A 19,733-nucleotide genomic window follows, 5' to 3' on the forward strand; every position below is an offset into this window, starting at 1 on the left:
CTGCTAGTTGTGTTTAATGTAAATGGTGTCCTTTTCTGTTACAAAAGTATAGTGATAAATAAATAGCAGGTTGTGCAGCACATCTTTCCAGTTTTGCCCTCTTTCATATACGGCGGTAACTTTTTCCGAAAGCAGCACCTCGTCTTCGCACGAAATATTGATGGCATAAAAAGCTCCGATCTTCTTCAAAGCGTCGCGCATTGGCATATTGTTCAGCACCAGCGCGCCGTGCCGCCATGCATCTACAGCGTCCGAATGGATTGAAGAAGGCGCGCCAAGGAAAGCGGACTGTGAAGCCTCAAGCATCTGCCCCGGCTTAAGCGTATATGACAGGCTGCTGTCCATTAAATGACTTATTTTTATTTTTCCGCTGAGAAGGCTTATCTGGACACGTTGGCCAGAATCGAAACCGTCGATATTAAATTCTGTACCCAGTACCAGCGTTCGGATATTGCCTGCAGCTACCTCGAAAGGCTTCACAGCATTCCCTTCCACTTTGAAAAATGCTTCCCCCCTTAACTTTACCATACGATCGGCCTCAAAATCAGCGGACACCAGCAAACATGCCCCGGTATTCAACCATACCTGGCTGCCGTCAGCCAGCCTAACTTTCAATGGATTTTTACCAGGATTCTGAATAGTATCCCATTGCAACTTTTGCGTAACATGTAAAGAAGAAGTGGTTTTCCGGTCCTGGAGTAATACCATGGAGACAATGGCTATTGCGCCTGCCATTACCGCGGCCGACGCATATTTGATCCATGATATTTTTCTGGTTACCGGCTGATCGTTATGCTCGCTGCGGATACGTTCCCGGATCACCTGGAGCATCTGGTCAGCTTCTGATTCCTGCGGCCGTACTGATTTCGATGATGAAAATGCGGAAAGCGGGAAAAGCTCTTCCCTCAAATGATCCGCACCGGTTTCATCGAAATATTTCCAGAAGAGTTCTTCTTCCTCGCGGGTGGCGCTGCCGTCGAATATTTTTCCTGAAATTGTTTTCAGCCTTTCTATTGATGCCATAATTCGTGCTTGCTTATAATGAAGACACGCGCATCAGAAAACCGGGCCCCGGATGTATATTAAGGGAATGTTAACAATCTAAAGGCTTACCAGCAGGGATAACAATTCTTTCCGGAGTATCTTCAGCGTACTGCCCATTCTTCTTTTTACAAGCCTTTGGTTGATACCAAGCTCCGCCGCTATCTGTTCGTAAGTCAGGTCGTGATCACGACTGAGTATGAATATCTCTTTTTGCTCAGGATCGAGCCTTGACAGGCAATCCTGGTACTGACGCCAGATTTCATTGAATTCCAATGATGGTTCCAGATTTTCTGACAAATAAGCGGAGGAAGCCGCCTCAGCTTCATATGCCGCCTCCAGGCGCCTGCGACGGAGGAAATTATACAAGTGATTGCGGGCTATAACAAATATATACGCTGTAAGGATCACATCGTCCGGAAGCTGAGTGCGTGTGTGCCATAGTTTAAGGAAGGTATCCTGCGTCAGCTCTTCCGCCAGGTCCCTTCTCTTGACGCAACCGGTCAGGTAAGCCAGCACACGTGGCATCAAAGTATAAAAAATAATCGTAAAGGCTTCATGATCAGAGTTTTGAAGCGCTTCAGCTAGTTCCTTATTATTCAATTCGCCTGGAGGAATTTCCTGGAAGTTCCGTCTATTCTGCATTGCCTCGATATTTCCGGTTACACATTTTTAAATATTCTTCCGGGTGCAAAACAAGGGAATTAGATACAGATTAATCACAGGGATTACCTCGTTTGAGAAAATTTAAAATAAAAATAACACCACTCCATGTGCTGGCGCATCAGGATCCAAATCCAATTTTTTTTACAATTTCCTGCCTGTAAGTCTTACCGACAGGTATAATGTAATCGCCTATGCGTAAACAACTCCCATCGACTGCATCTACTGCATGGATATAAACAATATAAGATTTATGTACTCTGAGGAATCCTTGCGCGGAAAGGATCGCATCAAAATTCTTCATGGAATCCAGTGTTATGATATAACGCTCTTTCAGAAATATCTTAACATACTGTTTTGATCCTTCAAGGAACAGGATATCCGCCACCGGGATCTTTTCAATGATGCCATTGGCCTTTACGAAAATGTACCCCTGCCGGTTTCCCTGCGCGGGCAGAAATTGGTGATATGCCAATACTTTATTCACTGCCATCTCAAAACGTTCGAACAAAAAAGGCTTAAGCAAGTAGTCCACCACCTGCAGCCTGAATCCTTCATAAGCGTAATCCTGGTAAGATGTCGTGATAATGGCATGCGGCTTGCTCTCAAGGCTGCCCAAAAGCTCAATTCCTGTAAGATCCGGCATTTGAATATCAAGTATGACCAGGTCCACGCCGCTCTGCTCGATTGCGGTTTTTGCTATCCTGGCATCTGTAAACACTCCTCTCAGCTCAAGCTGCGGCAACCGTGAAATATAATCGGAGAGCAGCCGGAGAGCAAGATCATCGTCGTCCAGTATGACGCAGCTTAGCTTCATTTTTCAACATTTAATTTATGGATCAGCAATACCACATCGAAACGGCGGCCGTCGTTGAAAATGTTCAGCTCATATGCTTCTTTGTATACCAGGCTCAGCCTGTGCTTTACATTGCTAAGGCCTATACCTGAAGAAATGTCCTTATGCGGGCGGCTGTCAAAAGAATTCGATACGCGGAAATAAATCTTTTCGGGCTGAACGTCAAATAAAATATCGATGAACGCGCCATCCCTGTCAAGATTGCCATGTTTGAACGCATTTTCAACGAAGTTGATGAAAAGAAGGGACGGTACGTAAACGCCTGGTACATCCGCAGACCTTGCTTCCATCTTTACCTTTTTTTGCCAACGCTGTTTTAAAAGCTGCATGCTGATGTAGTCTGCTATATACTCTATTTCTCTTTTTACCGGAACGGCCTGTACATTACCTTCATACAACTGGTAACGCATCATGTTCGCAAGTTTTACGAGCATAGGCCCGGCATCGTCCGACTTGAAATGGACCAGCGTATATATATTATTCAGGGAATTAAAAAGAAAATGCGGGCTCACCTGTGCTTTCAGCCATTTCAGCTCCGCGTCGGTACGATATTGCTTCAACTCTTCTTCCCGGCGCAGCTTGCGGTGCAGCTCCTCTGAAACACCCGCAAAATTTATCAGCAGGCAAAAAAAAGCCAGGTAAGGCAACCTCGAATAAAGATGTTCCGCTGAAAACAGCCAGTCAGGATAATACGGGGCCATAAACAAGGCATCGATGACACAGATGGCGGCAGACATCGCCGAGCACAGACCCAGCAGCACAGCGCCATACACTACATACTTTTTTCGGAAGTAATAGACCGGCAGCAGCACCCAGTAATTAAAATACGGCACCAGCATCAGCGTCAGCACGTAAGTAACTGAATACCACCATATCTTTGACGCTGTAAAATGCAAACCGTTCTCCGGCAGCCATTGCTGAAGATACCTGACTGTCGCATTCATGAACAGCAGCCAGATGCCGGCGTGAATAAGAATTTTATAGACCTGCCTTTTCATAGCGATTGTAAAAATGCGAAATATTCCTTACCCCGGTCTTACTTTCGTTCATGAAAATCATCCGTTGGTTCAAAATATTCTTACCGGCTATATGAAGAGCATACATTTGCCGTTATCAGAAATAACCAAAAGTAAAAATATGAAAACCTTACAGCTGACATTGCTCGTTCTCGTACTGGCATCTTTTATTGGCTGCACCAAAGAGCCTTCCGCCAGTGTTGCGCAGGAAAAGATCCATACCACCTATGAGCTTTTTTATGACAAAAATACCGATAAAACGACTGTAAAAGCCTGGTTCAGATTCAGTAACGCAACAGGCACCCTTCTGCAATTGTCCCAGCCTTCAGACGTCCGGTTCAACAACGAGCCGCTCGTGTTCGACAGCCTGTTTGCCTATTACAAAAAAGAATACAGCGGGAGCATACAATCGGGCACGATCGTGTTCACCGACATCAATAATAAGGTTTTCCAAAATACGCTGCAATTGCCCAAGCCTGTCGCATTCCCTGAAAATTTCACCACCGTGTCTAAAAGCGCCTCTTATACGCTTTCATGGCTGGGCGACCCTGTTGGGCAAAACGAAGCCGTTGGCATCGGAATGGGATCTGCATCCGCAATCAGCGGTAATCTCTTCAACCAGCCCGGCGCAGGAGCTACAAGTATCATCCTGGAAGCCAACAAACTGCAATCCATCGCCACTACCAACGGCCAGGTGATCTGCGTAATGGACCGTTATACGCTTAACCAGCCGCAACAGGCACCGGCGGCGGGCGGCGTTGTCAAAGGCACTTACCGTACGCTCAATAAAACGATTACTTTACAATAACCTATGAATCAACTATTATGCTGAAAAAATCCTTATTCGTGATCCTCGCTGCCGGCGCACTTGCTTCCTGCAGCTCAAAGGACGATCCGGCCCCTACGGCGCCGAAGCTGATCTTCAAATTCAAATTCGATGCACAGCAGGAACGGCTGGATAACCTTGGAAGGCCCTCCTCCATAGCTGCCGGAAATGCCGGCCAGTCACCCGTATTCCGCGGGATGAGCGCTCACTACATTGAGCTGGCCCCTCTGCCGACGACCTTGCTTGAGCAGGGCACTGTCTTATACAAAAACGCGGAAACAACCGCGGGCGGCGCCAGAGCCATTGATTTCAGCAAGTCAAAAATCGCTGCTGACGGGGAAACTTTTTTCGAGATACCGTTAAAAGATGTAAAACCCGGTAAATATGAATACCTGCGGGTATCACTCGCATACCAGTCCTATGATATCAAGATCAATGTGGCTGCATTAGGCCAGGAGATTACCGGCACCGTCGCATCTTTCATCGGGTATAATACCTACATCGGCGCTTATAAAATAAAAGACAGCACGGTGACCCTTAACGGCAACAGGCCACAAGGTTACTGGTCACTGGAAGTGCCTACAAAAGTGGTGAGCGCGCAGGCGCCGGCAGGTGCTACCACTGTGCCTAATCCACTGGCAGGCACCTCTCCGATCCCACCGGGCTCCTGCGTGGTGACCGGGCCTTTTACAGGCGGGCTTTCAGTTACAGGTAATGAAACGAAAGATCTCGTGGTCACCGTTTCGCTTTCCGTTAATAAGAGTTTTGAGTGGAAAGACACGAACGGCAATGGAAAGTTTGACGTACTGGAAGGTGAGACCGTAGTGGATATGGGAATCAGGGGGTTAAAAACGATCATCAACCAATAATCGACAGGTCAGGGTTACAACACCGCCGGCAGAAGCGTAATGCTGATCTGCCGGCTTTTTTCATCCGGGGTGCTTCTGCATTTTTTTCAAAAACCTTGTACGTTTATTATTTTTGTTTATTTTAGTGTCAATCTAACAGTTATTATTAAATCCACGTATGAGACAGTTTCTTCACCGGTTATCCCGTAACCTGCTGATTGCAATGCTGCTATTCAGCGCATGCCAGCCCCGTCAGGAAAAAAAAGCGGCAAAACAGACAGTAATTCTCACTGAAGCGCAACTGCGGCAGCCTGCCCATGCCACCGAAGGCTTAAAAGTAAGAGACGGCCTGGAGGCAACGCTTTTTGCCAGCGAGCCCATGATCACCAATCCCACCAACATGGATATTGACGCGAAAGGAAGGGTATGGATCACAGAAGCCTACAACTACCGCAATCAGCTGAACCCGGACCATCCTTATAAGCAGGAAGGAGACCGCATCCTGATCCTCGAAGATTTGAACGGGGATGGAGCCGCTGATACCGCGAAGGTATTTTACCAGGATACCAGTATCAATGCAGCTTTGGGCATATGCGTACTGGGGAACCGCGTGATCGTTTCCTGCAGTCCCAATGTATTTGTATTTACAGACACTGACGGAGATGATAAAGCCGATAAAAAAGAAGTATTGTTCACCGGGATAGGCGGCGTTCAGCACGATCATGCCATTCACGCCTTTATATTCGGACCGGATGGAAAGCTGTATTTTAATTTTGGCAACATGGGCGACAGCCTGCTGGACAAAGAAGGAAAAATTGTTAAAGATCCCCAAGGCAATATTGTAGCCAACAAGGGTCAACCTTACCGCCAGGGCATGGTGTTCCGCTGCAATCCAGACGGCAGCTCGCTGGAAGTATTGGGGCATAATTTCCGGAATAATTATGAAGTGGCGGTGGATGCATTCGGCACCCTCTGGCAATCGGACAATGATGATGACGGCAACCGGGGCGTGAGGATAAATTATGTGATGGAATACGGCAACTACGGGTATACCGATGAAATGACGGGCGCCGGCTGGCAGGCCAGGAGAATCAATCTGGAAGATTCCATCCCATACCGGCACTGGCACCTGAACGATCCCGGTGTGGTGCCTAACCTGCTGCAAACGGGCTCCGGCTCACCCACCGGCATGGTGGTGTATGAAGGCAGCCTTTTACCGGAAATTTTCCATAACCAGATGATCCACGGGGAGCCGGGGCATAACGTAGTACGTTCTTATCCCGTAAAAAAACATGGCGCCGGTTACACGGCCACCATCGAAAATATCGTTGAAAGCGGCCAGGATAAGTGGTTCCGGCCTTCAGATGTGGGCGTTGCACCGGACGGCTCCCTGTTCATCGCCGATTGGTATGATCCGGGCGTTGGAGGGCACCAGGTAGGAGACCTGGATAAGGGTAGGATCTACCGCATAGCCCCTGAAGGCAATGCCTACAAAGTAAAAGCCCCGGAAATCAGGGGATCACACGATGCCATTAAGGCGCTGAAAAGCCCCAACCCCGCTACCCGCTACCTCGGCTGGACCTGGCTCCATGCGCAGGGAACCGATGCCGAGAAACCTCTGAAAAATTTGTTCACGGATGAAAATCCCCGCTTCCGCGCCCGGGCGCTGTGGCTGCTGAGCAAATTGCTCGGCAGGGGAATGGATTACGTTCGCCAGGCAATAGCTGACGATGATGAAGACATACGCATTACCGCCATCCGCGCCGCGCGGCAATTACAGGCAGATGTGGCACCGCTGCTGGCAAGCCTGGCGGAAGATCCCTCGCCCCAGGTACGCCGGGAAGTATTGATCGCCCTGCGGCATAACAAGTCACCGCAGATGCCTGCCCTGTGGGCGCAACTGGCCTCTCGCTACGATGCCCGCGACCGCTGGTATCTCGAGGCACTGGGTATTTCCGCAGACAACAATTGGAACGCCTGTTTTACCGCCTGGTTGAAACTCACCGGCAACCAATGGAACACGCCTGCCGGCCGTGATATAATCTGGCGGGCAAGAACATCCGCTGCCCTACCCCTGCTGTCGCAAATCATCAACGATCCGGCAGCCAGTCCCTTGCAAAACCTGCGGTTCTTCCGCGCATTGGATTTTTACCCGGTTTCGGAAAGCACTCCCGTGCTGCTGGGCCTGCTAAAAGGAAATCATCCGCAGCAAAACCTGGTGAATGCGCTTGCATTCACCATGCTGGATGAACAGCGGCTGGAAATAAATGCATCGGTAAGAAACGCTTTGCACAACAGTCTCGGCGCAGTTAAAGGCAGGCAGGAGTTTGTAGACCTGGTGCAGCAATATAAAATCCCTGGGCAGGATGAAGAACTGCTTGAACTGGCGGTTGCAGACAAAGGAGAACTCAGCAGCTATGCCATGAAAACGTTGCTGGATGGCGGCGGCCGGCCGCTGGTAGAACGAAAAATGAAAAAGGACACCGCTTCTGCCTCCGCCCTCGTGAAAGTGATCGGCGCCAACCAGGACAAACCCAGCAGGGAACTTTTACAAAACGTCATCCTCAGCCAATACACCCTGCCCGTAAGGATTACCGCTACCCGTATGCTAGGTAGCAGCTGGAACGGGTTCGATCAACTCTGGAAACTGGTAGAAGATAAAAAACTGCCCATGGATCTGGATACTACCGCAAAAGCAGTACTGATCAATTCCTGGCGGCAGGACGTAAAAGCGAAAGCCGTGGCATATTATGAACCAGGCAAGGTCGGCAACACCAACCTTCCTCCCATTGCCCGCCTCGTTGAAATGAAAGGCGATGCTGTATCAGGAAAGAAGATATACGCCACCTATTGCGCCAGCTGCCATATCGCAGGCAACTCCGGCGTGAACTTCGGCCCCGCACTCACTGAAATAGGCAGTAAGCTGGATAAAACAGCCATCTATGACGCCATCATCAACCCGGATGCAGGTATCAGTTTCGGTTACGAAGGAGTGCTGCTGAAGCTGAAAGACGGCAGCAGCATGCTGGGCTATATTGCCGGGGAAACGAAAGAGGAAGTGGAATTGAAGATGGCCGGCGGAAGCGGCGCAAAAATAAAGAAAGCCGACATCTTATCACGTAAAGCATATGAGCATTCATTGATGCCGACAGGGCTGGCGTCAGCAGTTTCTGGACAAGAGCTGGCAGACCTGGTAACCTACCTCGGCACCTTGAAAAAATGATGATTATAAATACCCGCCTGACCGGAGTGCGTCCATCAGTTGGGCGGGTATATCTTCTTTCACGTCAATATCATTGAGGACCGGAAGCAAACAAAAGCTCATCCGCCCTGTCGCGGCCGTTTTCAGCGTTTCAGCGAGCAACGTCGATGTACTCCAGCTTTTCCCTTCAAACAATGGCGGACAAGGTTTTTTTATACCCAGCAGGTAATACCCTCCGTCTGTTGCAGGCCCCACAACCAGGTCGTTCGTCTGCAACAATTCAAACGCCTGCCCTATCACCCCGGAAGTCAATTCATAACAATCACTCCCGATAATGACCACCTGCGCGTAGCCCGCTTTAAATAGATCCTGGAAGGCTGCATGCATACGCTCCCCAAGGTTTCCGCCCTGCTGAACCTTCTTGGAAAACATTGCCGGATCCCAGATATCAGGGTTGCCCACTTTTTCGGAATAGTACACGAACTTGTCACAATGCAGGGGCCGGGTGATCGCTTCGGTATGTTCCAGCAACTTGTTATAAACGGCAAGTGCTGCTTCGTTTCCCAAAGTGGCGGCAATCCTGGTTTTGACTTCTCCGTACACCGGGTTCCGGGTGAATATGATGAGCGCATTCTTCTCCATTTAAAACGGTTTAAGTTACTGCTCCTCCGCAACTGGAGCCAGCCCCGGCGGTACAACCATAACAATGCTGGTTCAGCATAATATCTCTTTTTTCGAGTTCGCGGACATCCAGCCGGGAAATATGCGCGCTGTTTCCACAGCTCACCTTCAAATCAAGCATCTGGTTAAAATCGCAGTCGTACAAATGTCCGTCCCAGCCCACGGAAATGGTGTTCCTGCACATCACACTGTCTACTGCGGCGGGATTAAATGCATCCACCAGCTTCTCCATGTACTTTTCATAATTGCCGGAGGCCAGCAGGTAATCCAGGTAACGGCTGATAGGCATATTGGTGATCGCGTACAGCTGGTTAAAAGAAATATCGTATAGCCGCTTCAGCTCCACTTTATATTCCTTTTCCAGGCTCTGCTGGTTAGGAGGAAGAAATGCGCCTGCCGGGTTATACACAAGATTCAGGATTAACCCGGTTCCAGGCATGCCATAGCCTTCTTCATTGAGCATTTGCAGGGCGGCAATCGAATCTTTGAAAACGCCGTCTCCACGCTGACGGTCGGTCCGGTCGGCTGTAAAGGAAGGCAGTGAAGAAACTACTTCAATGTTGTATGATTTGTAGAATTTGGGCAGATCGTAAAAACGTTTGTTGGAAAGAATGATCGTGAGGTTACAACGGACGATTACGTGCCTGTCCAGCTGTTTGATCCCGGCAACAAACCACCTGAAGTCCGGGTTCAACTCCGGTGCACCGCCGGTAAGATCAACGGTTGTAATTCCCGGGTTGTTCCTGAGGGCATCGAGGCAGGCAGTCATGGTCTCCCTGGTCATAATTTCCTTCCTATCCGGCCCTGCATCCACATGGCAGTGCTTGCAGACCTGGTTGCACATCTTGCCGATGTTTACCTGCAATACTGCCAGGTTTGCAGGTTTTAACGGGAACTTTGCCTGCTCCTTCAGTTTTTCGGTAAAAAAAGGGAACCTCTCTCCTGCCGCGCCTGCCAGCACTGCCAACTGGGCGGGGGCGCTTGCAAGGGTATGTTGCATTGCCAGTAAAGATTTCATGATAACAATTTAAGCTACATGGAAATTTCCCTGACCTTGTTCATCATCTGTACGCCATGCACCAGTGCTGCCCCTCCTTTGATAGACGCGGCAACATGTACGGCTTCCATCATTTGGGCTTCGCTCCAGCCCTTTTCAAAAGCATCGGAGCTGTATGCGTCAATACAATACGGGCACTGTACCGCATGGGCCACCGCAAGGGCCACCAGTGACTTTTCTTTCGCGGTAAGTGCACTGTCTTTAAACACTTCTGTATACCAGCTAAAGAATTTATCGGCCAGTTCCTTTTGAAAGTCTCCAATCCCCGGAAAATTTTTCAGGTCTTTAGGATCGTAATAATTGTCAGCCATCTTGCTCGTTTTTGTAATTGCGTAAAAAAAGGTTCCAATCGTACTTTTTAAATTCCAGGAAAGGACTTTTGCCGGGAGGGATAATGTGCAACTCCCTTAAAATGCTTAAAATTCCTTTTTTACCTCCGAAGTCCCCTCTGAACCAGCCCATGATGGCCGGTACATACACCCTATTTTCTTTCTCGTTATAGGTTGATTCTCCAGAGAGATACACTTTTGTGGCAATTTCCAACTGCTGGTCAAGCCTGGCTGCATCATAGAACGCTATCGGCGGGCAACTTTTTGCACCGCAGTTTAATGCAAAATGTATCCGGTAATCCAGTTCTTCTACCCGTAACTTTTTCTCTATCCCGGATGGAAACGTTTTGTTGAGATAACCAAGGCTCCATTTAATTTTCGAGCGTCTTAATATACCATGCTCAATATCGTCCAGGCTGAATTCCATCCCGGCGATCCTTATTTGCTTTTTGCCGAAAAAAGCGCGCCTGTTCTTGTAGGCTCCCGTGTTTTCGGTTAATATAACCTGTGTGTAAGCATTATAAATGTTTAACCAAAAAGCTTTTTTTTGGGCATCCGTTTTCAGTTGCGCTGCGAGTAAAGCCGGTTCTATTTTAGCCAGTTCTGTGATAATGCTATCTACCGGCCCGCCCGTCCTGGCATTATACAATAATTGCTGGGAAAGCGGTAAAAGACCAGTATCATCCGGGGAACGTTGAAAAACAGGATGGGTAAGCGTGGAAAACAACAATAGCTTAATGAATAACAAGCGCGTTTTTATTGAATGTACGAATAATTGCCTGAAAAGGTTTTGTCAGCGGCTATCTTTGGGATGGCGGATCATGGAGTGATAGGTTTGCCTGATAACTGAAGGATCCTCACCCCTGCTGAATAGCCGGAAGGCTGTAAAATTCGCCCTTTGAACTTTCCACCAGCTGTTCTGGTCGTATTTCCTGGCGGAAACCACAACGTCTTTGGGAATTATTCTGAACCGCTCTGATATTCTTATCCTTTTGATCAGGTCGTATTCTTCCATAATAACATACTTTTCGTCGTAGCCATTGCAGCGATCAAAAACATCTTTTTTCACGAACAGCGTCTCATCGCCGCCACTGGTCCACAAGCGGTCAAAGCGGGTAAACCAGGCGTTCAGCTTCAGCATCATTTTCCCGGAAGCGAACCGGAAGCGGAAACGGCCGGCGGCAAACCCTTCGTGTACGGCTTGCATAATATCCGCGGCGTATGTAACAGGCGGAAGCACATCCGCATGTACGAAGTAGAGTATGTTACCGGAAGCCTTCCGGGCGCCGAAATTCATCTGGAACGCGCGGCTGACCTTCGGCACTGCGAAAACGGTCGCACCGAGGCTTTCAGCTATCATTCGGGTGTGGTCTGTTGGAGAGGCATCCACAACAATAATCTCAACAATTTCAAGCCGGCCCAAAACCAGCCGCTGGATGCAGTTGCCAATATGATCCGCTTCATTTAATGTGGGAATTATAATGCTGATCATGCTATGCAAGATAAAACAAAAAAAAGGCCACCATTGCTGATGACCTCTTTAAAGCTTGTCGGGACGACAAGATTCGAACTGAGTTTCAAAATGCCCGCCCATCAAAGGTTTCAAGGCATTCATTATTTTTACTCATGACTTTACTCATAGCGTCCTATCAATGCCAATACTTTATGCAAAGTATTGACTTTCAGTATTTTATAAGCCTGTAAAATGATATATAAGATACTTCAAAAATAGATCTCCGTCTTCCACCATTTTTACAGATAATAGACCAAAACGCAAAGAACTGTTGTAAAATTAATAAAATTCCGGATTTCATCGTCACATATGTTTTGTAACAATAATAAGTAATGGGGGCACCATCTTCCTCGGAGATCTTCCGGAAAATGAGTCTTCAATTTGAGCATCTTCAACCGAAGCACTCCCTTCAACTCATAACTTCCCCTGGTGAAATTCACGAAGCCAGTCGCCCATTTCTCTTGCACCTTTCGCCAGTTCTTGAGCGTCGCTGGTGAGCCAGGCGCCCAGGATGGATTCAAAATTCTGCGATGCGTTGAAAGAATTTTGTTGAAAAGTGCATTTCAAATTTTGAAGATGATTTTCGCAAATCCATTGCCCTGGCTGGGAGCCTCTTCGCATCCAATATCTGATTGTCATTTGGCGTTGATTTTTTATATACGTTAAAATGAACATGTGATCCATGGAGCATTTACATTGCGAAAAACACCATTCGCTCCATCACTTTGAAACTACAATGGTACAGCAATTAGCCCTATAGTCATCAATTTTTGATATCAATTCCGATACTTCTTGGCCTGCTACCACTGGAAGACGGGACCACTCAAATGAATTGTACCGCCTAATCTTCCTCCCGCTGTTGGATGAGCACGCCATTCAGAAAGATGTCTTTCTTTTTTAAACCATAAAGCGCCCAAGCTGCGGCATATGGACATCCTTGCTCGTCGCTTGCTCGTTGCCATGGCCGGGTCTCACAACGATCGTCAATTTCGTGGTTTTGAGATGAGCGACATGTTCTCATAAGGCTGCACGGCCTTTCTCCTTCCAACAGAAACTTGCTAAGTTGCCATGCTACCCGAAAGTGCGCAGGATCTGCATTGTTCTGTAGCCGCTCAAGTCCAAGTGGAACACGCACCCACCTAAATCCATTGTTATTAATGGATAACGGGCCGCCTAAAAAATTGAAGGTTTTATAAAATTCATGACTTAGTGCGGTGTCGCGACTAAATATTTCCACCATGAAATAGGGATTTTGCTCCCTTATAATTCTTCCTCGTTCAACACTTGCCTGTAGTAACTCTTTGGTACCGGTATAGAACTCGTGCCTGTATAAGGCATCACTTATGTGTTGAATTGCCTGGTCTGCATGTCTTGAGTAACCGATAAGGTCCCATTGAATTTTATCATAGAAAGCATAGCTAAAATCGATCATCTCCTTGCCGCTTGCCGGCACAAATTGCATTCGAGCCATTTCTTGAACAATTTTCACAAAGGCCCACCCAGGCATATTATACAGCAATGAAGCATCACATAAGGCAAAAACCAATTCGTCGCTTGCATTCAGTGCTGGATATAGATGATGAACCAAGTCCGCTGCAACTTTATAAGGATATCGAGGAAGGGAATTTAGGTTTGGGAAAAATTTCTTTTCTACCAAATACGCCATTGTCTCCGATACGGCAGCCTCCCCAAAAGTAAATCGCTTTTCCTGGGCTCTCGGCTCGTCACTCTGCAACCTAAGTTTAATGGCCGTTGCAGTTGAATTAGCATAGTAATCAAGGATCATTGGATTATGTTCCTCCAATACCTCAACAATATGATATGTATCGGCCACCTCCAAAGTCACTCCCGTCATTTGACCACTACCGCGTAACGTTTCCAAGAAATCCAGGTGCCGCTTTTGCTCTTCAGCCGTGGGGTTAGTCATGGGCACTTCAAACTCCATAATTGTATCTGGCTGAATAGAAGAAACAAGCTGTCTGAGACAATCAAACGCACGCCATATCTTGCTGAGACCGCTGCAGGTCGATACATCCTGGATATAGTGAAGATATTCGTGATAATAGGTGCCTTGATCGGCCTCGATGAGCTGGGCGATGTTTATAAGAGGCTGATCGGTATCAACGAAAATTTCAAGGAAAGAAGTAAGGTAACGTCCATTTTCCATATAGGGATCAGTTGAAACTGCTAAACACTAATGTACGGAATTAGGATGATGTCGAAATTCATAAAAAAGACTTATTTTAACCACAACTTATAATCTTCGCCTATACAAGTGAGTTAGAAAAGGTATTGAACCTGATCGATTCCAAGTCAGTTTCAACCCATCGGCGATAGAACATAGCACTAAAAACTGAAAAATAGTGCAGAAACCTAATTTATACTATTTATTTTACATTTATATCATGCAGATTATAAAATAGAAGTATGAAAGAACTGTTCGTAAAGGTAAGGTACTGGACACTGTACGTAATGGATTATATCGTATGCTTAGCTGGTTCATCTGTCGTTATGTTCTACGTGGCCCTGGAAGCGGGAAAGGCCGCCCACCGCGAACAAGGGATAGCTTTGCCCTCCATACCTGAAACAGTTTTCTTCGTTGTTGGTTGGACAATAGGCTGCGCCGCCTTTTGGCTTATTTTTCGATTGTTTTTAATAAAATGGACCAGATTTAAGGCCGGTAATGATCTCGGAAAAAAAAGCCGTAATTGAAAAATACCTGCCGGCAATATACGGCATTCTGACCCGCACCTTAGACCGGGCTGCAGCGGCCCGCGCCCTGGAAGAAATATTTACCACAACCGTTTTCATCCAAGACGACTTAACCTTCTGGATTCAGGCCACGACAAAGCATCTACGTGATAACGGCACTCCAAAGCAGCAAATATTATTAGCAGTAATTCCACCAAAAGTATTATAAAGACTATTCGGATTGTATAGGCTATTTCAATTGAATCAAGAGAGAAGGTTCGCATGTGGTATGATTGGAATAACAGGTGATTAACGACACAGCATATGAATAAAATGCAATTTGTTCTTTGTGTCGGGAATTGAGAGCCTGGCATAAAATTCTAAAAGGAAAAAATCAACCGGCATTGGTGTCGTCCAGTGCTGGTTGATTTTTTATTCTATCCTTACAAAAAAAAGTTCCAGCACACGACCATGCCGGAACGAAGTGTTCGAGAAAATGTTGAATTTACTTTGAACTTTTTCTTAAGTGTTACGGCACTCAAAAAACGCACTCTCTTCAATGTAAGAACTTTCAGGATGTATTTATGTTAATCATTGGTTAGTAAAAGTTTCTTTCGGTTTCACCCTAAAAAGCTGTTTTTGCGTCTTTAGTATTGACACAACATAACCCTTATATGTATTTATTCCCTGCGGTAACTCTAGCGTTACTGAGCTGCTGTATATTTTCGACTTGTAAACCTCGCACCCATGCTGTAATTCACCACGAAGTAAAGTACCCGCCTGATTTTGATACGGTAAAATACCGACAGGCCAATATGAATCCAAAAGAAATCACTTTATTACGGATGATGGCCCCACAAGACAGGATGAGGCCAAACGGTTATTTTTACGGCCCGGCAGGCGTTTATCCTAACGGTGACGTTTCAATTGAAATGTTGAAGCAAAGCCCTACCTATCCTGAGAACGGGGAGATTAAAATTTTTTATAAATATCTTGAAGAGACAACACCTCTTAGGCCGTGGCGTTTAGCAAAGACAGACACCTTCCATTTTAACTTTGGGCCCAAAGATCATTAGCATTGTAGCCATCAGTGGTAAGGAAAGTTTCCGTTTAATGACTTCCGGTGTAACATTGAAAAAAGCCGATGCGTCGACGTTACAAATTGTCAATTTTCCACGTAATAGATGCAAGGTAATACCTGCGCAGTAATTCTGCCGTCGTTGTCTCGGTATAAACCGGAGTTATGGAGTTCTGAAAAAGCGCGTTGCGGTTGAGTAGATCGAAACCTGCCAACCGTAAGATCCATTTCCTGTTCCGGGTAAAGTAGTAATTGACCGACGCGTTCCAAACGGCTGCCGTTGCCGGGTTCCCGCCGCCGTCACGCTGGTTGTACTGATAGTTGAAAGTATTTTCAATCACCAGGCGTGGGCTCCAGTTGAACTGCGCAAAAACTGCCCCGGTCATAGTGGTGGAAGTGACCTTGTCGGACATTGGCAGTGAATACCGGGTAGCCGAATAGGCGACAGAGACGCTGGGCTGAATCGTTATTTTCTCCTTAAAACTGTACTGCATTGAGAGCCGCGGCGCCAGGCCCAGGATACGGAATCGGTTCTCAAATTTGTTAGAGTAAGACACATTTACATTGCTAAATACGCTCGTGCCGATAGAAAACCTGATTGCCGACGCGCCCCGCCGCCAGGAAGCGCTGTAGTTGAGGTTACCACTCAGTGAAAAGTTGCCATCGCTGTTGATCGGCCGGGTATGTTGCACGGAATCGAGCCATGTTTCCTCAACGATCAGATTTGTCGAGCCGGTATAGGCGAGGGCGCCGCTCCAGTAAGACGCACCGCGGTTCTGCTGAATTTCGGCGGAGACGTTGTGAGTAAAGGACGGCTTCAGCTCCGGATTACCATGTCGGACATACAGCGGGTTGGTGATGTCGGGAACTGGTTGGAGCTGCTGCAGGGAGGGTTGTCTGGAAAAGCCATTGTAACGAAGGGTCACTGACGCTGCATCCCCAAACCTGCGCATCAGGATAGCGGCAGGCTGAAAATTGGTGACCCGCTGTTCCAGGTCCGGAAGACCACCACCTGCAGCACTTCGAAGCTGGTTGCCCTGTAAGCCGGCGCCGATCTCCAGAATGGTCCGTTCACCGTTGTATTGAACTGATGCCATGGGTGATTGTGAAAGAAACCGACTGGTGAAGTGGTTACTAAAAGCATGATCTGCCAGGATGTAACCGCCCGTGACAGTGTCCTTCCTGAAAGCATCCCGGTTGCTGATGCTTCTGGTCATGCTCAAGTTGTAGGCAAGCCGTAGACTCCACCTTGGCAGCAGCGGTTCAGTCCAAGCAACGGAGAGCGCCACCGTCGGGCCGCCGCCGGAGATCTTCACATATTGGTCGATGACTGTTTGTTGCGCCGTTCCCTGCAGATTTTCATTGATGGAACTCAAGTTGTAATCGTCCCCATTGTTAGAGTTGTTGGAGAAATTCAGGTTTAGGGCGAAAATCCGGCCCCTCTTCTTGAATTTACGTCCCATAAAGAGCATCGAACTAAAGTTGGTAGTAACGGATTTCGAAAAGAGGTGATTGGCGCTTTCGTTGATTTTTGTTCCTGAAATCGTGGTGTTCGCGCCGCTGGTAAGTACGTTCGGTCGCGATCCGGAGTGCTGATACTGGCCACCGATCGTTAGTTCGGTCAGGCTGTCGGGGCGAAGCTCCAACTGGAAGGTCGCCGAATGCCCAGTGGTACGGGTGTGGTTATCGGCGACAGATCTGAAATTATAGGCTGTATCCGGTAGTATATTACTGCGTTCCGTCTCAATGAGGCTGCGCTGCATGTCTGCATTGAAAAAATAGCTGCCATTTAGCTTGAGTTTCGGTGTAGCCACCAGGCCGGCGTTGAGGCCAATGCCGGATTTGCGGATACGGGCAGGGGTGGTTGACCCGAGTGCCGACAAGGGCACAGCTCCTCCCCCATTGTTGTTGGTGTTATTAACATAGCCGATCAGGCTGAGCTGGGTTTTGCTGTCGAACTGATTGAGATTTGTACTGGCTTCATAACGATCGGCCGTCCCCGCCCCGACAGATGCGCGGCCAAACACCCCCTTCTTCTTGTCTTTCTTCAGTACCAGGTTGAGGACTTTACTATTTCCGGTGGGGGTGGCGCCGGTGAAGCGCTGCTCATTACTACGGGCATCAACCACCTGGATCTTATCGATAATGTCGCGCGGCAGGTTTTTGGTGGTCAACCTCACGTCGGTCCCAAAAAAGTCGCGTCCATCCACCGTGATCTTTGCCACCGGCTTCCCGTTGACCGTGATATTACCATCAATATCAACCTCCACGCCGGGCAGTTGCCGCAACAAATCTTCCACTACGCCGTTGACAGAGGTTTTGAAAGCTCCTGCAGAGAACTCCAGCGTATCCTTTTTTACCACCACCGGCGGGCGTAGCCTGGACACGATGACTTCATCGAGCGTCGTCACCTGGCGTGGCAAGCCAATGGTGCGGATGATAAGTTCCTTGCTCTCGGGTGGAATGATAAATTCCTGCTCATAGTTTTGCAGCCCCTTGAAAGAAATCACGATTTTACAGGGCCGTGCCTTTGGCACGTTTTGTATCGTAAACTCTCCTCTGCGGTTGGTGATGGTATAGGATACCAGGGCTGAATCGGCGGCAGTAAATACCGAAACGGTGGCAGCTTCCAGCGGCTGGGAAGTTGCCGAATCCGTTACAATGCCTTTCAATGGCGCATAGCCCATACGTTGCGCGGCAGCATTCCCATGGAAAAGCACGATAAGCATGACGATTGCGAAAATGCGCATACACCGGTAATTGGTGGCCAACCTGCCCGTTTATAAAATTACTGCCTTTGTCGCCCGCAAATGTAATGGGTGCCACCTGATTTATATTGAGATCGGAAGTATTTTCGGCGGCGGTAGAGGCCATCAATTCTATTGTTATGGCTGCTCGCCGCTGACCTCATAAAAGATATCGACCAGTATGCCAATGTCGTCCCCTGTACTCCATTCGGGAGCCTTTTGATATTCAAAGGTCCTTCTGCCGTCTCTCATCAGAAACTGGCCCTGATAGTAATTATCAATGTAAAGATGCCATTGGTGAAGTGAGCCAGACACCGGGCAGATATCTACTACTTTGCTCTCTTCTCCGAAAGTCGCCACATACCGGATGCCTTTCATCTGGCAAAGCTACGATTAACTCCACGGAGAAGAAATAGGTGTCAACCACCCCCCAATACCTAACCTGAACTTTTATTTAACGGCCAGCCGCTGCTGGTCCCCTTTCCAGGTTGCTGAAATCAACGCGCCGATCATTTTTTAGTAAATCGGGCATTGCAATCTTCCACTTGGGCACTTTTAATCCCACAGCAGGCGCCCTATGAACTTTCCGTTTGGCAGCATGCGGAGTTTGTCCAACATATGAATGTAGGTTTTGTAATCATCACTTCTCATTTCCTCCTCCAGATTTCGTTCCCTACCCCAGTCGATATCTTCCATTACCCGGTCAATACATTTTGGCAGTTGATCACAATGGTAAATTGCTGCTACATCGATGGCGATTTCGCCGGAAGCCGGCTCATTTGTTAAAAAGTCGTGCAGATCCTTTGCGCCATTGATAATTTCATCCAAGATTTCTCGGAGCGTTGTCAGAATAAACAGGTCAAGGTTTTCGTCCTTCAGCTTTTGTTGCAAGGCTATGACAACGGCGTCATTTTGTAAAAACAACATGGAATGTATCGATGAATAGCTTTCGGAGGGAAATGCGCCGTACTCCTTGCCTTCCCTGATTTGATCGACGATCTCGGAAAAATATGACCGGAATTGGGATAGCACTACTCGCATACTTACATATTTTGGTATGCTAATATCGTCAGTAGTGTCAGCTTTTTCATACAGTTTAACCCAGTCCATAAAAAAAGCCGCCTCGCGGTGCGGTACTGGGAGGCGATTAACCTGGTGAAATTACCGGGCTCAAATTTCTACAAT

At 47.7% G+C, this 19,733-nt stretch carries 19 protein-coding genes; 5 read left to right on the forward strand and 14 right to left on the reverse strand.

Going from position 1 to position 19,733, the window contains the following annotated elements:
• Positions 1–3: 3 nt before the first annotated feature.
• The 4 genes from EG028_RS01780 to EG028_RS01795 form a co-directional block, all read right to left on the reverse strand.
• On the reverse strand, positions 4–1,023 hold the full coding sequence (locus EG028_RS01780) for a FecR family protein (RefSeq protein ID WP_120514320.1): 1,020 nt from the start codon (positions 1,021–1,023) through the stop codon (positions 4–6).
• 78 nt (positions 1,024–1,101) lie between these two features.
• Positions 1,102–1,686 (reverse strand): RNA polymerase sigma factor, encoded by a 585-nt coding sequence (locus EG028_RS01785; protein ID WP_120514321.1) that lies wholly within the window; start codon positions 1,684–1,686, stop codon positions 1,102–1,104.
• Between the two features lie 139 nt (positions 1,687–1,825).
• Entirely contained in the window at positions 1,826–2,521 is a 696-nt protein-coding gene (locus tag EG028_RS01790) for a LytR/AlgR family response regulator transcription factor (protein ID WP_120514322.1), read from the reverse strand.
• Positions 2,518–3,558 carry a sensor histidine kinase gene (locus EG028_RS01795; RefSeq protein WP_120514323.1) on the reverse strand — a complete coding sequence of 347 codons (1,041 nt, stop codon included), beginning with the start codon at positions 3,556–3,558 and terminating at the stop codon, positions 2,518–2,520. The genes EG028_RS01790 and EG028_RS01795 overlap by 4 nt, the downstream gene beginning before the upstream one ends.
• A 139-nt stretch (positions 3,559–3,697) precedes the next feature.
• Between EG028_RS01795 and EG028_RS01800 the strand changes: the two genes are divergently transcribed.
• From EG028_RS01800 to EG028_RS01810, 3 genes are all read left to right on the forward strand, one after another.
• Positions 3,698–4,384: a hypothetical protein gene (locus EG028_RS01800; RefSeq protein WP_120514324.1), complete on the forward strand. Its 687-nt coding sequence runs from the start codon at positions 3,698–3,700 to the stop codon at positions 4,382–4,384.
• A gap of 17 nt (positions 4,385–4,401) precedes the next feature.
• Complete coding sequence (locus tag EG028_RS01805; protein WP_120514325.1) at positions 4,402–5,271, forward strand: hypothetical protein; 870 nt, start codon at positions 4,402–4,404, stop codon at positions 5,269–5,271.
• A gap of 157 nt (positions 5,272–5,428) precedes the next feature.
• Positions 5,429–8,473 (forward strand): PVC-type heme-binding CxxCH protein, encoded by a 3,045-nt coding sequence (locus tag EG028_RS01810; protein ID WP_120514326.1) that lies wholly within the window; start codon positions 5,429–5,431, stop codon positions 8,471–8,473.
• A 3-nt stretch (positions 8,474–8,476) separates the two neighbouring features.
• Here EG028_RS01810 and EG028_RS01815 read toward each other — a convergent pair whose 3' ends face one another.
• The 7 genes from EG028_RS01815 to EG028_RS01840 all read right to left on the reverse strand — a co-directional run bounded on the left by EG028_RS01815 (position 8,477) and on the right by EG028_RS01840 (position 14,199).
• On the reverse strand, positions 8,477–9,094 hold the full coding sequence (locus tag EG028_RS01815) for a TIGR04282 family arsenosugar biosynthesis glycosyltransferase (protein ID WP_120514327.1): 618 nt from the start codon (positions 9,092–9,094) through the stop codon (positions 8,477–8,479).
• A 10-nt stretch (positions 9,095–9,104) separates the two neighbouring features.
• Positions 9,105–10,151 (reverse strand): arsenosugar biosynthesis radical SAM (seleno)protein ArsS, encoded by a 1,047-nt coding sequence (gene arsS / locus EG028_RS01820; protein ID WP_120514328.1) that lies wholly within the window; start codon positions 10,149–10,151, stop codon positions 9,105–9,107.
• A 14-nt stretch (positions 10,152–10,165) separates the two neighbouring features.
• A complete protein-coding gene (locus EG028_RS01825) occupies positions 10,166–10,501 on the reverse strand; it encodes an arsenosugar biosynthesis-associated peroxidase-like protein (protein WP_120514329.1) in 336 nt (111 codons plus the stop codon).
• The gene (locus EG028_RS01830; RefSeq protein WP_162946204.1) at positions 10,494–11,267 is read right to left on the reverse strand and encodes a DUF547 domain-containing protein; all 774 of its coding nucleotides are present in this window, start codon (positions 11,265–11,267) and stop codon (positions 10,494–10,496) included. The genes EG028_RS01825 and EG028_RS01830 overlap by 8 nt, the downstream gene beginning before the upstream one ends.
• A 45-nt stretch (positions 11,268–11,312) precedes the next feature.
• Positions 11,313–12,011 carry a TIGR04283 family arsenosugar biosynthesis glycosyltransferase gene (locus EG028_RS01835; RefSeq protein ID WP_120514331.1) on the reverse strand — a complete coding sequence of 233 codons (699 nt, stop codon included), beginning with the start codon at positions 12,009–12,011 and terminating at the stop codon, positions 11,313–11,315.
• Positions 12,012–12,446: 435 nt separating this feature from the next.
• Positions 12,447–12,599, reverse strand: coding sequence for a hypothetical protein (locus EG028_RS27605; RefSeq protein ID WP_162946205.1), 153 nt, complete (start codon positions 12,597–12,599; stop codon positions 12,447–12,449).
• Between the two features lie 274 nt (positions 12,600–12,873).
• On the reverse strand, positions 12,874–14,199 hold the full coding sequence (locus EG028_RS01840) for an RNA-binding protein (RefSeq protein ID WP_120514333.1): 1,326 nt from the start codon (positions 14,197–14,199) through the stop codon (positions 12,874–12,876).
• 516 nt (positions 14,200–14,715) lie between these two features.
• Here EG028_RS01840 and EG028_RS01845 point away from each other — a divergent pair.
• Positions 14,716–14,952, forward strand: a complete 237-nt coding sequence (locus tag EG028_RS01845) for a hypothetical protein (RefSeq protein WP_120514335.1) — start codon at positions 14,716–14,718, stop codon at positions 14,950–14,952.
• Between the two features lie 586 nt (positions 14,953–15,538).
• Positions 15,539–15,799, forward strand: coding sequence for a hypothetical protein (locus EG028_RS01850; protein ID WP_123864505.1), 261 nt, complete (start codon positions 15,539–15,541; stop codon positions 15,797–15,799).
• A gap of 79 nt (positions 15,800–15,878) precedes the next feature.
• On the opposite strand, the gene EG028_RS01855 is transcribed toward EG028_RS01850, so the two are convergent.
• The 3 genes from EG028_RS01855 to EG028_RS01865 form a co-directional block, all read right to left on the reverse strand.
• Positions 15,879–18,551 carry an outer membrane beta-barrel protein gene (locus tag EG028_RS01855; RefSeq protein ID WP_120514337.1) on the reverse strand — a complete coding sequence of 891 codons (2,673 nt, stop codon included), beginning with the start codon at positions 18,549–18,551 and terminating at the stop codon, positions 15,879–15,881.
• A gap of 135 nt (positions 18,552–18,686) precedes the next feature.
• Positions 18,687–18,926 carry a hypothetical protein gene (locus EG028_RS01860; protein WP_120514338.1) on the reverse strand — a complete coding sequence of 80 codons (240 nt, stop codon included), beginning with the start codon at positions 18,924–18,926 and terminating at the stop codon, positions 18,687–18,689.
• Positions 18,927–19,103: 177 nt separating this feature from the next.
• The gene (locus EG028_RS01865) at positions 19,104–19,589 is read right to left on the reverse strand and encodes a hypothetical protein (protein WP_123864506.1); all 486 of its coding nucleotides are present in this window, start codon (positions 19,587–19,589) and stop codon (positions 19,104–19,106) included.
• Between the last annotated feature and the right edge of the window lie 144 nt (positions 19,590–19,733).

It is taken from the genome of Chitinophaga barathri (genome assembly GCF_003807585.1).
Classification (GTDB): domain Bacteria; phylum Bacteroidota; class Bacteroidia; order Chitinophagales; family Chitinophagaceae; genus Chitinophaga; species Chitinophaga barathri.

What these genes read in the sequence shown, in the direction of transcription:
- EG028_RS01860 (WP_120514338.1), bottom strand. Translation starts at nt 18,926, where the DNA reads ATGAAAGGCATCCGGTATGTGGCGACTTTCGGAGAAGAGAGCAAAGTA.
- EG028_RS01800 (WP_120514324.1), top strand. Translation starts at nt 3,698, where the DNA reads ATGAAAACCTTACAGCTGACATTGCTCGTTCTCGTACTGGCATCTTTT.
- EG028_RS01780 (WP_120514320.1), bottom strand. Translation starts at nt 1,023, where the DNA reads ATGGCATCAATAGAAAGGCTGAAAACAATTTCAGGAAAAATATTCGAC.
- EG028_RS01840 (WP_120514333.1), bottom strand. Translation starts at nt 14,199, where the DNA reads ATGGAAAATGGACGTTACCTTACTTCTTTCCTTGAAATTTTCGTTGAT.
- EG028_RS01815 (WP_120514327.1), bottom strand. Translation starts at nt 9,094, where the DNA reads ATGGAGAAGAATGCGCTCATCATATTCACCCGGAACCCGGTGTACGGA.
- EG028_RS01805 (WP_120514325.1), top strand. Translation starts at nt 4,402, where the DNA reads ATGCTGAAAAAATCCTTATTCGTGATCCTCGCTGCCGGCGCACTTGCT.
- EG028_RS01795 (WP_120514323.1), bottom strand. Translation starts at nt 3,558, where the DNA reads ATGAAAAGGCAGGTCTATAAAATTCTTATTCACGCCGGCATCTGGCTG.
- EG028_RS01855 (WP_120514337.1), bottom strand. Translation starts at nt 18,551, where the DNA reads ATGCGCATTTTCGCAATCGTCATGCTTATCGTGCTTTTCCATGGGAAT.
- EG028_RS01825 (WP_120514329.1), bottom strand. Translation starts at nt 10,501, where the DNA reads ATGGCTGACAATTATTACGATCCTAAAGACCTGAAAAATTTTCCGGGG.
- EG028_RS01810 (WP_120514326.1), top strand. Translation starts at nt 5,429, where the DNA reads ATGAGACAGTTTCTTCACCGGTTATCCCGTAACCTGCTGATTGCAATG.
- EG028_RS01850 (WP_123864505.1), top strand. Translation starts at nt 15,539, where the DNA reads ATGAATCCAAAAGAAATCACTTTATTACGGATGATGGCCCCACAAGAC.
- EG028_RS01865 (WP_123864506.1), bottom strand. Translation starts at nt 19,589, where the DNA reads ATGCGAGTAGTGCTATCCCAATTCCGGTCATATTTTTCCGAGATCGTC.
- EG028_RS01835 (WP_120514331.1), bottom strand. Translation starts at nt 12,011, where the DNA reads ATGATCAGCATTATAATTCCCACATTAAATGAAGCGGATCATATTGGC.
- arsS (WP_120514328.1), bottom strand. Translation starts at nt 10,151, where the DNA reads ATGAAATCTTTACTGGCAATGCAACATACCCTTGCAAGCGCCCCCGCC.
- EG028_RS01785 (WP_120514321.1), bottom strand. Translation starts at nt 1,686, where the DNA reads ATGCAGAATAGACGGAACTTCCAGGAAATTCCTCCAGGCGAATTGAAT.
- EG028_RS01790 (WP_120514322.1), bottom strand. Translation starts at nt 2,521, where the DNA reads ATGAAGCTAAGCTGCGTCATACTGGACGACGATGATCTTGCTCTCCGG.
- EG028_RS01845 (WP_120514335.1), top strand. Translation starts at nt 14,716, where the DNA reads ATGATCTCGGAAAAAAAAGCCGTAATTGAAAAATACCTGCCGGCAATA.